Here is a 14,565-nt window from a genome sequence, read left to right as displayed (position 1 = left end):
GCCATGAAGAAAGTCCTGATTGCCAACCGTGGCGAGATCGCCGTTCGCATCATCCGCGCCTGCGCCGACTATGGCGTGGCCTCCGTCGCTGTCTATGCCAATGCCGATATCGACGCGATCCACGCGCTCCTGGCCGACGAAGCCTACGGCCTCGACGGCGACCGCCCGGCCGACACCTACTTGAATATCCCCAAGCTGCTGGAGATCGCGCGCCGCAGCGGCGCCGACGCGGTGCACCCGGGCTATGGCTTCCTGTCGGAAAGCGAAGCCTTCGCCCGCGCGGTGATCGATGCCGGCCTGACCTGGATCGGACCGTCGCCGGAAACCATTGCCCGGCTGGGCGACAAGGTGGAAGCGCGCAAGATCGCGCTGCAGGTGGGCGCGCCGCTGGTGGCCGGCACGCCCGACCCGGTGAGCGATGCCAACGAAGTGCTGGCCTTTGCCGAGCGCCACGGCCTGCCCATCATCATCAAGGCGGCCTTCGGCGGCGGCGGCCGCGGCATGAAGATCGCCTGGCGCATGGATGAGGTCGAAGAGCTGTACGCGTCAGCCGTGCGCGAGGCGGTCACGGCTTTCGGCCGCGGCGAATGCTTCGTCGAGCAGTTCCTCGACAAGCCGCGCCATATCGAAGCACAGGTGCTGGCCGACCGGCACGGCAACGTGGTGGTGCTCGGCACGCGCGACTGTTCGCTGCAGCGGCGCAACCAGAAGCTGGTGGAAGAGGCCCCGGCGCCGTTCCTGAGCGACGAACAGCGCGCCCGCATCCACGCCGCCGCGCGCGAAATCTGCGCCGCCGCGGGCTACACCAGCGCCGGCACGGTCGAATTCCTGCTCAGCGCCGGTGGTGCGATCTCGTTCCTGGAGGTCAACACCCGCCTGCAGGTCGAGCACCCGGTGACCGAGCAGACCACCGGTGTCGACCTGGTGGTCGAGCAACTGCGCGTGGCCGACGGCCTGCCGCTGTCGATCACCGAAACGCCGGCGCCGCTGGGCCATTCGATCGAGTTCCGCATCAACGCCGAGGACGTCGGCCGTGGCTTCCTGCCGACGCCGGGCCCGGTGCAGTGCTTCGAGGTACCGTCCGGCCCGGGCGTTCGCGTCGATTCCGGCGTGCAGACCGGCTCGGTGGTGCCCGGCACCTTCGACTCGCTGATGGCCAAGCTGATCGTGACGGGCGCCACGCGCGAGCAGGCGCTGGCGCGTGCGCGCCGCGCGCTGCGCGAGTTCCGGATCGAGGGCGTGGCCTCGGTGCTGCCGTTCCATCGCGCCGTGATCGACCATGCCGATTTCCTGGGCGCCGATGGCTTCAAGGTCCATACGCGCTGGATCGAGTCAGACTTCGCCGAGCCGCTGGCCGCCGCCGTGCGCGCCGAGCCTCAGCCGGATGGCAGCCTGCTGCGCACCGCGATCGAGATCGACGGCCGCCGCATGGTGCTGGGCCTGCCGGCGCAGCTGCTGCGGGGCCTGGCCGAAGCGCCGGGGCAGGGCGGTGCGGCCGCACCCGCGCCGGCTGCGCCCACCAACGCCGCCGACCTGCCTTCGCCGATCGCCGGCACCGTGCAGGCCTGGAAGGTCAACGCGGGCGACGAGGTCAGCGAAGGCGACCTGCTCGCGGTGATGGAAGCGATGAAGATGGAGGTGCAGGTCCACGCCCATCGCAGCGGCCGCGTTACGTGGCAGGCTGAATCGGGGGTGTTCCTGGCCGCGGGGGCGCGGCTGGCCAGCGTGGAGTGAGTGCGGACGGCCGCCGGCCTGGTTTGTCGATTCGTTTGCCGATTATTTGGCCGATTATTTGGCCGATTATTTGGCCGGTTATTTGGCCGGTTATTTGGCCGGTTATTTGGCCGGTTATTTGGCCGATTTTTGTCCGATCGGGCACGTGCAAGCGGGCGGTGGTCTCTCCCGCAAGCGGGAGAGGTAGCAAACAATCAGCAGGTTCGTGCCACCGCAGTGTGCTGCGGGCGCCGACCTAGCCCGCCCCGGCCCGCTGCACGCCCGGCCGCCTATCCTCTACCACGAACGCCGCCTGCGTGACGACCGCGCTGTCGGCGCGCGCCACGTCTTCCACGGCGCGCAGCGTGGCGGCCCAGCGCGCAGGCGTGGCCTCGACCACGCTGTAGCCGCGCTGGTCCGGCCGTGCATGCACGATATGCGGGTTGTGGGCCACGATCTTTGCCACACTCCGCTCGCTGCTGCCCGAGGCCGAGGCAATGGAGGTCGTGCAGAACTCGCTGGCGATCACGCGGGATGACGGGTCGCCGAAGTCCGCCAGTACATTGCAAGCGTAGTGCTGGTGGATATCGCCGCCAATGAACACGGTATTGCGCGGCGCCGCCGCGGCGATGCTGTCGAGCAGGCGCTGGCGCGCGGCGGGATAGCCATCCCAGGTATCGCTGTGGAAGGCTTCTTCCGGCGGCGCCTTGTAGTTCCGCCGCGAGAAGATGGTTTGCTGCGCGATCGCGCTCCAGCGCGTCTGGTCGTGCTGGTCCTGCGCCAGCCCCTGTGCCAGCCATCGCTCCTGCGCGCTGCCCAGCATGGTGCGGCGCGGATCGTAGAGCGCGCTGCATTCGCCGGGGGACACTGCGCCCTTGCGAGGCCGTCCAGGTTCACGGCAGGGCTGGATATCGCGATACTGGCGGTCGTCCAGCACATGGAAATCGACCAGCCGGCCCCAGCGATGGCGTGCATGGATGCTCAGCGCATCGGGCCTGCCAAGGCCCGCCGTGCCGTGCACCAGCGTGCTTGCGCGGATCGGCATGTTTTCATAGAACGCCTGGTATCCGGCCGTGCGCCTTGCAAGAAATGCGGTGGCAGGCTCGCTGCCCGCGCGTCCCGCATAGTCGTTCTGCACCTCATGGTCATCCCAGGTTACCAGCCAGGGGCACGCAGCATGCATAGCCTGCAGCAGCGGGTCGCTCTTGTACAGCGCGTAGCGGTCGCGAAAGTCCTGCAGGCTGGTCGCGGTGGGCAAGCTGTGGGTGCGCGGCAGGTGCGTCCGCGCACTGGCCGGCACCGCGCCCTCGTAGATGTAGTCGCCCAGGAACACCACCAGGTCCAGTTCTTCCTGCACCATCTGCCTGTAGGCGGCGTAGTGACCTTGCTCCCAGCGCTGGCAGGAGGCAAAGGCAAAGCGCACGCGCGCCGCCAGCGTGTCTGTCGCCGGCGCGGTGCGGGTGCGGGCCGGGGTGGTGACTGCGTCGCCGTGCATGAAGCGGTAGTAGTACCAGCGGTCGGGGCGCAGCCCGTCGACTTCCACATGCACGGAATGGCCGAGTTCCGGCAGCGCCTGCGCCTGGCCGCGGCGCACGATGCGCCGGAATGCGTCGTCCTCGGCAACCTCCCACCCGACGGTCAGCGGCCCCTGCAGCGGCGTGGCGCCGAGGGCATCGGCCTGCGGCGTGCCGGGGATGGCGCCGGCGAACAGGCGCGTCCACAGCACGAATCCATCGGGCGTCGGCGCGCCGCTGGCCACGCCCAGCTGGAACAGATCGTGTTCGCGCAGCGTGCCGGAGATGGCCCAGCGGGGCAGCTGGGTGGCGAGGGCAGAGGCTGCCGCCAGCGTCAGGAAGGTTCTTCTTTGCATGCCGGTTCCGGGATGTCCGTGGTTGGTGTCGCGCTGTCGATGTGCAGAACTATAGCCAATCCGTTCTACCGGTTCTGGACAGGGGAAGTCGCGTCCTTCAGCTTTATGAGCGGGCGAACCTTCACCTTTGCGCTGGCAGGCTTGGCGGCGAACCTTGCCAATATCTTTGCTTTGGCCGCAAAGGCATTAGGCAGTGCGAAGGTCTTATCGCCCGCCGCAGCGGCCCATATTATTGGATCGGCAAAAAGCGGCCTCTCATCTTTGCTCAGAAAGCAATAGGTGCAATGTGCCCGCCACAAAACAAGGCAATGCAAAGCGAGGTGAAGCAAATGGAGACGGCAACTGTACGCAAGCAACGTTTCATGGTCCCGCTGGCGGCGCCGCCAGTGCCGGGCGTCCGGTGGCTGCTCCCGGCGCTGGCTGCCCTGGCGCTGGCCCTGCCCGCCGCGGCGACCGCGGGCGAGAACTGGCCAGCCAAGCCGGTCACGCTGATCGTGCCGTTTCCCGCCGGCGGCGTGGTCGACAAGGTCGCGCGCCAGACGCAGGAGGGCCTGCGCAAGCGCCTGGACCAGTCGGTGATCATCGACAACCGCCCCGGCGCCAGCGGCACCATTGGCACGGCCCAGATCGCGCGCAGCCAGCCGGACGGGTACACCATTGGCATGGTGTTCGACAGCTTTGCCACCGAGCGCCACTTCTATCCGAAGCTGCCGTATGACGCGCAGAAGGATCTCGCCGGCGTCTCGTACATGGTACGGGCGCCGATGGTGCTGGTCGTGCCCGCCGCTTCACCCTACAAGACCGTGCAGGAGTACGTAGCGGCGGCACGAACACCGGGCAAGGTGTCGTACGCGTCGGTCGGGTCCGGCAGCTCCAACCAGCTGGTGGCCGAGGCTTTCCACGAGGCGGCCGGCACCAGCGGCATCCATACCCCCTACAAGGGTGGCGGCCCGGCCATCAATGACCTGCTCGGCGGCCACGTCGATTCGATGATCGCCAGCCTGGCGCTGTGCCTGCCGTATGTGCAGGCCGGCAAGCTGCGCGCGCTGGCGATCACGTCGACGCAACGCGATGGCCGCCTGCCCGGCGTGCCGGCCGTGGCGGAGCTCTACAAGGGCTTCGAGGCGTACTCGTGGGTTGCCATGATCGCGCCGGCGAAGACGCCGCCCGCGGTCGTCGCCAGGCTTGCCACGGCGGTGACGGCGACGCTGCGCGATCCGGCCGTGGCCAGGCAGCTGACCGAGGGCGGCTTCGACATCGTGGCTGGCGACGGCGCCCAGGCGAATCAGCTGGTCCGGCAGGAATCGGCGCGCTGGGGCCGGCTGATCAAGTCCCGCAATATCGTTGCCGACTAGTTCGTCGGCTTTAACCAGTCCACCATCCAGCATGCAGAACAAGCTCTTTATCAACGGGCGTTTCGTCGACGCACTGAGCGGCGCCACCATCGAAGTACTGAATCCGCACGACGGCAGCGTCATCACCCACATCGCGGCCGCGGAGGCGGCCGATGTCGACGTGGCGGTGGAAGCCGCCGCGCGCGCTTTCCCGGCGTGGTCGCGCATGGCCGCCGCGCAGCGCGGGCGCCTGCTGCTCAGGCTGGCGGATGCCATCGAAGCCAACGCCGAAGAGCTGGCACGGCTCGAATCGCTGGACACGGGCCATCCGATTCGCGATTCCCGCGCCCTCGATGTGCCGCGCACGGCCGCCTGCTTCCGCTACTTCGGCGGCATGGCCGACAAGCTCGAAGGCACGGTGGTGCCGGTGGAGCCGGGTTTCCTCAACTACGTGCAGCGGGCGCCGATCGGCGTGGTCGGGCAGATCGTGCCGTGGAACTTCCCGCTGATGTTCACCAGCTGGAAGATGGGCCCGGCGCTGGCGGCGGGCAATACGGTGGTGATCAAGCCGTCAGAGCTGACGCCGCTGTCGTCGCTGCGCATTGCAGAGCTGATGGCCGAGGTCGGCTTTCCCGACGGCGTGGTCAACGTGGTGCCCGGATACGGCCATACGGCGGGCCAGCGCCTTGCCGGGCATCCGCGCGTCGGCAAGATCGCCTTTACGGGTTCGACCGCCACGGGGCGCAGGATCGTCGAGGCCTCGCAGGGCAACCTGAAACGCGTGCAGCTGGAGCTGGGCGGCAAAGGCGCCAACATCGTCTTCGACGATGCCGATCTCGATGCCGCGGTCAACGGCGCGGCCTGGGCCATTTTCCATAACCAGGGCCAGGCCTGCATCGCCGGTTCACGGCTGGTGCTGCACGAGCGCATTGCCGATGCGTTCCTGGACCGGTTCAGCGCGCTGGCGGCTTCGATCCGGATCGGCAACCCGCTGGACCCGGAGACGGAGATGGGGCCTCTCACGTCGGCGCAGCATCGCGACCGGGTGCTGTCGTATGTGGATGTCGCGCGCGAGCAGGGCGGCGAAGTGCTGGCGGGTGGCAAGGCGCCCGCGGCGGCGGCGCTGGCGCAAGGCTACTACGTCGAGCCGACCATCGTGCAGGCGCGTCCCGATGACCGCGTGGCGCAGGAAGAGGTGTTCGGCCCGTTCGTCACCGTGCTGCGCTTTGGCAGCGACGAGCAGGCGCTGGCCATTGCCAACGGCACGCCGTACGGCCTCGGCAGCGGCCTGTGGACCCGCGACCTGTCACGGGCGCATCAGCTGGCCGGCGCGATGCATGCCGGCATGTGCTGGATCAACTGCTACAAGCGTGTCAGCCCCGGCAGCCCGTTTGGCGGCGTCGGACAGTCGGGCTACGGCCGCGAGATGGGCTTCGAGGCCATGCGCGACTACACCGAGGCACGCTCGGTGTGGGTGAATGTCGACGCGCAGATCGCACCGCACTACCGCCGCTGAGGCGGCTGGCGCGTCAGTTGCGCGGCGGCCGCCCTGCGAAGGCATCGTCGAGCAGTTGCCGGATGCCTTCGGGTTCGAGCGGGCGCGGGTTCGGATACTGGTCGCGCAGCGCCAGCGCGCAGACCCGGTCGAGATCGGCCGCCGCCATGCCCAGTTCGCGCAGCGAGGTCGGCGCGCCCAGCCGAAGGGACAGGTCGAACACGGCGCGCGCGCCGCAAGCCTGCGCAGCGCCCATGGCCTGCGCGATGGCCTGCATGGCTTGCGGCGCGGCCGCGGCGTTGTAGGCCAGCGCGTGCGGCAGCACCACCGTGTGCACTTCGGCGTGCGGCAGGTTCAGCGTGCCGCCCAGCGTGTGGCACAGCTTGTGATGCAGCCCCACCGTGACGCTGCCGAGCACGGCGCCGCACAGCCAGGCCCCATACAGCGCATCGCCGCGCGCCGCACGCAGCGCGTCCGCCGGCGACGCCGCGTCGGCAATGACCGGCAGGGCCCGGCTCAACGCCGCGATGCCTTCGCGCGACATCCACTCGCTGACCGGGTTGCGGTCCGCGGCATAGAGCCCCTCGGCCGCGTGCGCGATCGCATTGATGCCGCTGGTCACGCTGATCGCGGCAGGCAGCGCCTGCGACAGCTCGGGGTCATAGATGACCGTGCGCGGCAGCACGCGCGCATCGCGGCCGGTGCGCTTCAGGCCGGCGTCGGTCAGGCCGTAGATCGTGGTCATTTCGGAGCCGGCGTAGGTCGATGGCACGGCAATCACCGGCAGGTTCGATTCCAGCGCGATGGCCTTGCCCAGGCCGACGGTCGAGCCGCCGCCGATGGCAACCACGCCGCTGGCGCCGCTGCGCGCGGCAGCCTCGCGCGCGCGGCGTGCCTGTTCGATCGGGACGTGCATGACCGCGCCATCGAAGATGCCGGCGCTGCGTGGCCCCAGCAGCGCGGCAGCACGCTCGGCAAGGCCGCGCTGGCCGGGGGTGCACAGCACCAGCACGCGGCCGGCGCCGAGTGCGTCGGCTTCATCGGGCAGCCGTGCCAGGCTGCCATGGCCGAACACGACACGCTGGGGCAAGGTCTGGTAGGAAAAGGGATGCATGCAGGACTCGCGTCGGATAACGTGGCCGGCCTTAGCGCTTTGCACGGCGTGCAAAGACTTGTCGCGGGCCTCAATGCCACCGATACTACGGGCAGCGCGATGGCTGCGGGAAGCCGTCGCGGCCGCGCAATGCCTTTGCGGAGGAAGCACAAATGGAATTTGTCCGCTTTGCCGAAAACCTGGCCACCTTTGTCGACGTCGCGCGTACCGGCAGCTTTTCCGCCGTGGCGCGCCAGCGCGGACAGGTGGCGTCGTCGGTGGCGCGCCAGATCGACGCGCTCGAACGCGAAATGGGCGTGGCGCTGTTCACGCGCTCGACCCGGGCGCTGGCGCGCACCGACGCGGGCGACCTGCTGTACGAGCGCGCGGCGCGCATCCTGCAGGACCTGAGCGAAACCCGCGATGCGGTGGCGGCGCTGGAGCAGGGCGTGGCCGGACGGCTGCGTGTCGCCTGCCTGCCGGCCTTCGCCCGCCGCCATGTGGTGCCTCACCTGGGCAGCCTCTACGCGCAGTATCCCGGCCTGTCGGTCGAGCTGGAGCTGACCGAGCGCGTGGTCGACCCGGTGGTCGAGCGCTTTGACCTGGTGATCCGCGTGGGCCAGCAGGCCGACAGCAACCTGATCGCCCGTTCGATCGCCACGCAGCGCTATGTCGTATGCGCGACGCCGGACTATCTGCGCATGCACGGGCGTCCGACGCATGTCGACGACCTGGCCCGGCATCGCCTGATCGACCGCGCGCACAGCACCAGCATGCGCGGCTGGCGCGAGCTGCTGACGCCCGCCCATGCCGCGCGCGTGGCGTTCGCGGTCGAGTGCGACGATTGCGATGCCAGGCGCCTGTCGGTGCTGCAGGGGCTGGGCATCGCGCTGATGCCGGACTGGTCCGTGGGCGAGGACATCGGCGCCGGGCGTCTCGAGGAACTGTTGCTGGAAGGCACTTTGCCGCAGCCGCAAAGCAATATCTACCTGCTGCGCGCGGCACCTCGCGCCACGGCGAAGGTCAAGGCGTTCTGCGCCCATCTGGCGCATGGCATCGGCTCGCCGCCAAGCTGGCAACTGGCGATGGTGCCGTCGCGCGAGAGCGGTCGGCGCAACCCGGCCGCACCGTTGCCGGAGGGGCCACGGCGCGCGCCGTCGGTCAAGACCGGGAGCAGGACGAGCGCGCGTGAAGCACGGGCATAAGTGCGCGACATCATGGCGCGGACATAAGGGCGCGGGGGAAGGGCCAGGCGATCTCGCCGCGGAGTCCTGCCCCGGCGCATCACGATGATTCAGAACCGGCGCCAGGCGCCGCATCGAAGTGAACTGGGACGATACTCGAATTTTCCTCGCGCTCCAGCGCGAGCGCACGCTGCGCCAGGCCGCCCGCGTGGCCGGCGTCGACCAGGCGACGGTAGGGCGCCGGCTGGCGGCACTGGAGCATGCGCTGGGCGCCACGCTGTTCCTGCGCACTTCCGAAGGCTATGTGCTGACACCCGCCGGCGAGAATGCGCTGCGCTCGGCCGAGAAGATGGAGAAGTTTGCCCATGACCTGGTCAGGCAGGCCCAGGGCGCGGACAGCCGGCTGGCAGGAGAGGTCAAGGTGACCACCACCGATTCGCTGGCGCTCGAATTCGTGATCCCGGCGATCGCACGCGTGCATGCCGAGCATCCGGATGTGCGCGTCATGCTGAATACTTCGACGCAGATGCTGAACCTGGCGCGCCGCGAGGCGGATATCGCGATACGCAACATGAAGCCGGAGAATCCGGACCTGGTGGCGCGCCGGCTGGCGCATTGGCCCGTCGGCCTGTTCGCATCGTCCGAATACCTGGCGCGCCGCGGCACGCCCGCGCAGGCCGATGTCTTTGCCGGCCATGACCTGGTGATGTACCAGCCGTACCTGCACGGCAGTGCCGTGCCGACCCTCGTCGGCGAGCCGATCCACACGGGCAGGCTGGTGGCGGCGGTGAACTCCAGCCTGATGCTGCGTACCATGATCCGCACCGGCATGGCCATCGGCGAGGTGCCGGTGCCGCTGGCCGAGCGCGACGGGCTGGTGCGGATCTGGCCCGAGCGCGAGCGTGCCGGCCGCTATGAAGTCTGGCTGGTCACGCACCAGGACCTGCGGCATACCGCGCGGGTCAGGGCGATGATCGACAGCATCGTCGACGCTTTCCAGCCTCGCGGCAGCTAGCGGCGGCCGCCGGCAGGGTGCTGCAGATCTGCATGCCAGCGCGGGCAAACTGCCACGCGGCTCTGGCAAGGGGGCTACCTATACTCGCAGGCACCGGACCGCATCGGCCGGTCCCCACCTGCATGCCGCCATGTCTTCGAATCCCACTCCCCACGCATCCCATGCCACGGCGTCTTCGCGCGTCTGGCAATACCTCCTTGCCGGATTCTCGGCCCGCCTCGTCAGCATCGGGCTGGCGCGATTCCCCTATGCGCCGCTGGTGCCGCCGCTGATCGTTCGTTGCCTGCGCGTGGCCGCTGACGGTAAGCTGGTTTTTTCTCTGGCGCCTGGCGGCGGCATCGGATGCCGGCCGGCCCTCGCTGCTAACCGTGATGGCTCACGGCGAGCACGATCTTGCCGATGCTCTGGTTGGACTCCATGCGCCGGTGGGCCTCGGCGGCTCGTTCCAGCGGCACCACGCTGTCGACCACCGGCTTCAGTCCGCTGGCCTGGAACTCCGCCAGCCAGTGCGCGCTGAAGCGGCTGACCATCGCGTGCTTCTCCGCTGGCGTGCGCGACTTCATCACCGTGCCGAGAATCCTGAGGTGGCCGTACAGAATGCGTTCCAGCGGCACGCTGGCGCCGCCGCCGCCGCCGAGGAGCCCGACCTGGACCAGGCGGCCGCCATTGGCGAGCGACAGGATATTGCGCTCCAAATACGGGGCGCCGATAAAGTCGACGATGACATCGACGCCACGTCCCGCGGTGGTTTGCTCGACGACGGCCTGGAAGTCGTCGCGCTGGTAATCGATCAGCACGCTTGCACCGAGGGCATGCAGCGGAGCCAGCTTGTGGCCGCTGGCCGTCGCGAAGACCTGCGCCCCGCATGCCGCGGCCAGCTGCACCGCGGCGGAACCCACGCCGCTGGCCGCAGCGTGAATCAGCACGCGCTCGCCGGCGCGGAGCTGGCCAAGGTGAAGCAGGGCCTCGTGCGCAGTGACGAAGGCTTCCGGGATGGCCGCGGCTTGCACGTAGGTCAGGCCCGCCGGGATCGGCATGGCCATGCGATAGTCGATCCGCGCCAGTTCCGCATAGCCGCCACCGCCGACGATGCCCATGACGCGGTCGCCCGGCGCGAAGCCCTGTACTGCGTCGCCAACGGCCAGGACCTCGCCGGCAATCTCCAGGCCCATGAGCCCGGAGTCGCCAAAGTCGGCGCGGCCATAGGCACCCTGCCGCTGGTTGACGTCGGCGCGGTTCACGCCGGCGGCGTGGTTGCGCACCAGCAGGTCGTGGGGGCGTAACGCGGGATCGGGGACCTCGGCCAGTTGCAGGACATCGGCATCGCCGAAGGCGGGGAGGGTGATGGCTTTCACTTGGACTCCTGGAGTGGCCTGCGCAGGAGGACGGGCGCGCAAGCCGATAAGGGAAGCCCAGTATAGGTTGGCGATTGCGCGGAAATTGCAGGGACTTTTCCCTTGGTGCCATGCAATTCTGCAGCGGCCCGCCCACAGCGCTGCCACGGGGAATTTACGTCTTCACGAAGTCCAGCAGGTCGGCATTGACCGTGTCGGCGCTGGTGACGATCAGGCCGTGCGAACCGCCGCGGTACACCTTCAGCACGGCATTTGGCACCAGCTCTACGGCGAGGCGCGCGGAGATCTCGAGCGGCACGTTCTGGTCATCGTCGCCGTGCAGGAACAGCGCATGGATCGGGTTGACCGCACCCTGGGCCGGGATTACACTGCGCCCCGTTCTTCCCAACGGAGCTATCCGTGGACAGTTGTCCCAGTCCTTCTTGCGCAACGGGAGATTCTCCGGACGCGCCGGCGCGCTGAGACACTGCGGTCATCCGCTGCAGTGCCGCCCCCCGGCGCTGCCATGCCCATGTGGCCAGGCCCACGCCTGCGACCGCCGGTGCCCGACCTCCCTTGCTGCCTTTCGATGTCTTGTCATGGCCGGCGTGTATCGTCGCCAGCCATATGGCTGTATTTGCTCAGGAGGTTGCCAAATGGTGTGGCACCAGTTCTTCGTACGCCTGGCCGCGGTGGCCATCGTGGCAGCGGCCTGCCGGCCGGCGCTGGCGGCGCGGCCGCTCATCACCGACGATGCCCGCATCGTCGATCCCAAGGCCTGCCAGCTGGAATCGTGGATGCAGTTCCAGTCCGGTGGCAATGAGCTGTGGGCGCTGCCCGGCTGCAATCCCACCGGCAACCTGGAGCTGACGCTGGGCGGTTCGCTGCAGCGCATCGATGGCGGCTGGGACGGCACCAACGTGCAGTTCCAGGCCAAGACCCTGCTCAAGCCGCTGGAAACCAACGGCTACGGCATCGCGCTATCGGGCGGGGTGATCCACCATCCCGATGCCGAGCCCGGCAAGGTGCTGGGCAACCTGTATGTCAACGTGCCGGTGTCGCTCTCGTTCGCGGACGACCGCTTCGTCACGCACCTGAACCTCGGCGCCAACCGCGACACCGCCAATCGCCAGACGCGCATGACCTGGGGCGTGGGCACCGAGACCCAGCTGCACCCGCGCGTGTTCCTGATCGCCGAGACCTTCGGCGAGAACCGCGGCAAGCCGTCATTCCAGGCGGGCTTTCGCTTCTGGGTGGTGCAGGACCGGGTGCAGGTCGACACCACCTATGGCAACGTGTTCGGCGGCGGCACCGGCGCGCGCTTCTTTACGGTGGGCCTGCGCCTGCTGTCGCCGCCGTTCCTGCCGTAGCGGACGGTTGGCGGCTCTTGCCGCGTGGGGGCGGGCGGCGAGTGCCGGTCGCCGCTCCGCCGGAGTCCCGCTTACTGCGTTGGTTTCGACATTTGCGTGGCGAAGTACCCGCCCGTACCGGTGCTGGCGACCATCACCAACGTGCGCACATAGCGCGTGCTGCTGTTGATGACGATTTCGCCGTTGGCCGGCATCAGCCGCAGCGCGGCAAGGCCGTTGTGCGGGATGCCGGTCGACAGCGAGCAGCCGGTGGTGCCAGGTTGTGTCGAGACCTGGGCGACCATGCGCACCGTATACATGTTCTTGGCCGACCCGGGGGTGGCCAGCGTGGCCGTGCCCTGGAGGTCGCACACGCGGGTGCCGTTGGTATGAGTGCCGGTGACGTTGCCGGCGTCGTCGATCTGCATGGCGAAGCCGCTCTGCTTCCAGTTGCCGGCGATGGCCGCCTGGTCCACGGCGAGCGCGTTGGACGCATGGTAGGTGCCCGACAGATCGTTGGCATCGTTGGACGGCGGAATGACGAAGCTGCCATCGAGGCGCTGGCCGGGGGTAATGGTGCCGCTCCCGGTGACCGGCATGGCGAGTCCGGTCTCATACAAGGTGCCAGGGCCCAGCGTCCAGGTCGAACCCGAGAACTGGAACGTGCCTCCCAGCACGCCCAGCAATCGCGGTTGGACGAAATTTCCGCCGGGGCCGACCAGCGTGGTCGTCGCGAAGCTGACCCAGATACCTTCGCTGCCATTGCCTACCGCGGCGGTCGAGCCCGCTTGCGGGGCGTTCAGGCTTGGCAGCAACTCTCCCTTGGGTACGGGCGCTGGCGTAGGGTCAGGCGACGGTGCGGGTGCCGGTGCGGGTGCCGGCGCAGGGGCTGGCGCCGGCGCGGGCTTGTTGTCGGATGGCGGCGTCTGTGGCGCCGCATTGCCTGTGCCGTCATCGCCGCCGCCACAGGCGGCCAGCAAAGCGAGAGCCGACAGCAGGGCTGCCGGCATGACCAGTTGTCTCATTGGATTTCACCTCAGGATGGGGACGGTCCTGGCCGTCCCGTTGCTCGGACGCCGGCAGGTTCCCGCGACAAGCAGGGCTGGAAGACGCGGGAAACGCCGGCCGAGTCAAGCTAGAGATCCAATGCACACCGGTAAATCAGCGCAATCCTAAAATTGCTTCAGTAATTGCGGCGCTACAGCGCCAGGCCGGTCTCACTCCGGCAATGCCCCCACCTTGCGCAGCGCCGCGCGCGCAATCTCCATCCGCGCCTTGGCATGTTCCGGCCGCAGCAGATCCAGATTCAGTGCGAACAGATAGTCGTCATTGCCGCGCTCGACCCAGCCGACCAGCCAGCCCACCGCCGGTTTGGCCGAGTTGGCCCAGCCGGTCTTGCCGTGCAGGGTGTAATTGGCGGTGCGCTCCAGCACGGTGATGTCGTCCACGGCGTTGAAGGTGGCGGGCGAGAACGGCAGCGTGCGCTGCACCAGGCCCTTGAGGAAATCGATCTGCTGGTAGGCGGTGATCTGCAGCTTGCCGTTCAGCCAAAAGAGGTCGACCGGACCGGAACTGTCGGCGTTGCCATAGTGCGACGCGGTCAGGTAGCGCTGGTAGGCCGCGCTGCCGACCCGGCGCGCCAGTGCCTGGTAGGCCGGCACGCAGGAATTGGGCAAGGCCACGCGCAACGGCACGTCGGCGTTGCAGGTCTCGGGCAGCACGGCCTTGCCGCCGACCAGCCAGACCTTGCCGTCCCACGGCAGCTTGTCGTGGTCGACGTCGGCCACCGCGCCGGTCTCGAGGCCGATCAGGGAATTCATGATCTTGAAGGTCGATGCCGGCGAATACGGCGTGGCGGCGCGCGAGGGGTTGTAGGTCAGCATGCGGTCGCGCCGCAGGTCGTAGATCACCATGGTGCCGGTGGTCTCGGCCTGGCGGAACAGTGCCGCGGCGTCGAGCGGCGCTTCCTTTGGCGCGGCCAGCGCGGGCAGGTGGGCGGCAAGCAGGCCGAGGCTCAAGGCCACCGGCGTCAGCAGACGGGCAAGACGATTGTTCATGGTTGTGCGTGGGAAGTTAGGGGAATGACAATCCGGGCCCGGACCGTGATGCGCAGCATAGGAGAGCGCCTGCGCAGCGCCAACCGCCTGCCCTGTAACTTGCGTAACATGGCGGGCATCG

General features: G+C 68.6%; 13 protein-coding genes. 7 read left to right on the top strand and 6 right to left on the bottom strand.

Going from position 1 to position 14,565, the window contains the following annotated elements; all coding sequences use genetic code 11:
* Positions 1-3 precede the first annotated feature (3 nt).
* On the top strand, positions 4-1,734 hold the full coding sequence (locus tag CBM2588_RS22280) for an acetyl/propionyl/methylcrotonyl-CoA carboxylase subunit alpha (RefSeq protein WP_115682523.1): 1,731 nt from the start codon (positions 4-6) through the stop codon (positions 1,732-1,734).
* Between the two features lie 235 nt (positions 1,735-1,969).
* On the opposite strand, the gene CBM2588_RS22275 is transcribed toward CBM2588_RS22280, so the two are convergent.
* Positions 1,970-3,583 carry an alkaline phosphatase D family protein gene (locus CBM2588_RS22275; RefSeq protein WP_115682522.1) on the bottom strand — a complete coding sequence of 538 codons (1,614 nt, stop codon included), beginning with the start codon at positions 3,581-3,583 and terminating at the stop codon, positions 1,970-1,972.
* On the opposite strand from CBM2588_RS22275, the gene CBM2588_RS22270 reads away from it, so the two are divergent.
* The 3 genes from CBM2588_RS22270 to CBM2588_RS22260 all read left to right on the top strand — a co-directional run bounded on the left by CBM2588_RS22270 (position 3,578) and on the right by CBM2588_RS22260 (position 6,433).
* Positions 3,578-3,862 carry a hypothetical protein gene (locus CBM2588_RS22270; RefSeq protein ID WP_147298423.1) on the top strand — a complete coding sequence of 95 codons (285 nt, stop codon included), beginning with the start codon at positions 3,578-3,580 and terminating at the stop codon, positions 3,860-3,862. The two genes, CBM2588_RS22275 and CBM2588_RS22270, sit on opposite strands and share 6 nt — an antisense overlap.
* 83 nt (positions 3,863-3,945) lie before the next feature.
* Complete coding sequence (locus tag CBM2588_RS22265; protein WP_439897474.1) at positions 3,946-4,938, top strand: tripartite tricarboxylate transporter substrate binding protein; 993 nt, start codon at positions 3,946-3,948, stop codon at positions 4,936-4,938.
* 31 nt (positions 4,939-4,969) lie between these two features.
* Positions 4,970-6,433, top strand: a complete 1,464-nt coding sequence (locus CBM2588_RS22260) for an aldehyde dehydrogenase family protein (RefSeq protein ID WP_115682520.1) — start codon at positions 4,970-4,972, stop codon at positions 6,431-6,433.
* Positions 6,434-6,446: 13 nt separating this feature from the next.
* Here CBM2588_RS22260 and CBM2588_RS22255 read toward each other — a convergent pair whose 3' ends face one another.
* Positions 6,447-7,526: a maleylacetate reductase gene (locus CBM2588_RS22255; RefSeq protein ID WP_115682519.1), complete on the bottom strand. Its 1,080-nt coding sequence runs from the start codon at positions 7,524-7,526 to the stop codon at positions 6,447-6,449.
* 152 nt (positions 7,527-7,678) lie between these two features.
* On the opposite strand from CBM2588_RS22255, the gene CBM2588_RS22250 reads away from it, so the two are divergent.
* Both CBM2588_RS22250 and CBM2588_RS22245 read left to right on the top strand, forming a co-directional pair.
* A complete protein-coding gene (locus CBM2588_RS22250; protein ID WP_115682518.1) occupies positions 7,679-8,710 on the top strand; it encodes a LysR family transcriptional regulator in 1,032 nt (343 codons plus the stop codon).
* A 118-nt stretch (positions 8,711-8,828) separates the two neighbouring features.
* The gene (locus CBM2588_RS22245; protein WP_115682517.1) at positions 8,829-9,704 is read left to right on the top strand and encodes a LysR family transcriptional regulator; all 876 of its coding nucleotides are present in this window, start codon (positions 8,829-8,831) and stop codon (positions 9,702-9,704) included.
* A gap of 362 nt (positions 9,705-10,066) precedes the next feature.
* Here CBM2588_RS22245 and CBM2588_RS22240 read toward each other — a convergent pair whose 3' ends face one another.
* Entirely contained in the window at positions 10,067-11,059 is a 993-nt protein-coding gene (locus tag CBM2588_RS22240; RefSeq protein WP_115682516.1) for an NAD(P)H-quinone oxidoreductase, read from the bottom strand.
* Positions 11,060-11,213: 154 nt separating this feature from the next.
* The gene (locus tag CBM2588_RS22235; protein WP_197717970.1) at positions 11,214-11,447 is read right to left on the bottom strand and encodes an alpha/beta fold hydrolase; all 234 of its coding nucleotides are present in this window, start codon (positions 11,445-11,447) and stop codon (positions 11,214-11,216) included.
* 247 nt (positions 11,448-11,694) lie between these two features.
* On the opposite strand from CBM2588_RS22235, the gene CBM2588_RS22230 reads away from it, so the two are divergent.
* A complete protein-coding gene (locus CBM2588_RS22230; protein WP_115682515.1) occupies positions 11,695-12,408 on the top strand; it encodes a hypothetical protein in 714 nt (237 codons plus the stop codon).
* A gap of 71 nt (positions 12,409-12,479) precedes the next feature.
* Here CBM2588_RS22230 and CBM2588_RS22225 read toward each other — a convergent pair whose 3' ends face one another.
* Entirely contained in the window at positions 12,480-13,412 is a 933-nt protein-coding gene (locus tag CBM2588_RS22225; protein ID WP_231942239.1) for a hypothetical protein, read from the bottom strand.
* Between the two features lie 192 nt (positions 13,413-13,604).
* Positions 13,605-14,444: an OXA-1206 family carbapenem-hydrolyzing class D beta-lactamase gene (blaOXA, locus tag CBM2588_RS22220; RefSeq protein ID WP_115682513.1), complete on the bottom strand. Its 840-nt coding sequence runs from the start codon at positions 14,442-14,444 to the stop codon at positions 13,605-13,607.
* Positions 14,445-14,565 lie beyond the last annotated feature (121 nt).

The organism is Cupriavidus taiwanensis (genome assembly GCF_900250075.1).
Lineage (GTDB): Bacteria > Pseudomonadota > Gammaproteobacteria > Burkholderiales > Burkholderiaceae > Cupriavidus > Cupriavidus taiwanensis_C.
Note: the sequence above shows the minus strand (reverse complement) of the source record. Positions and strands in the feature narration are given on the sequence as shown.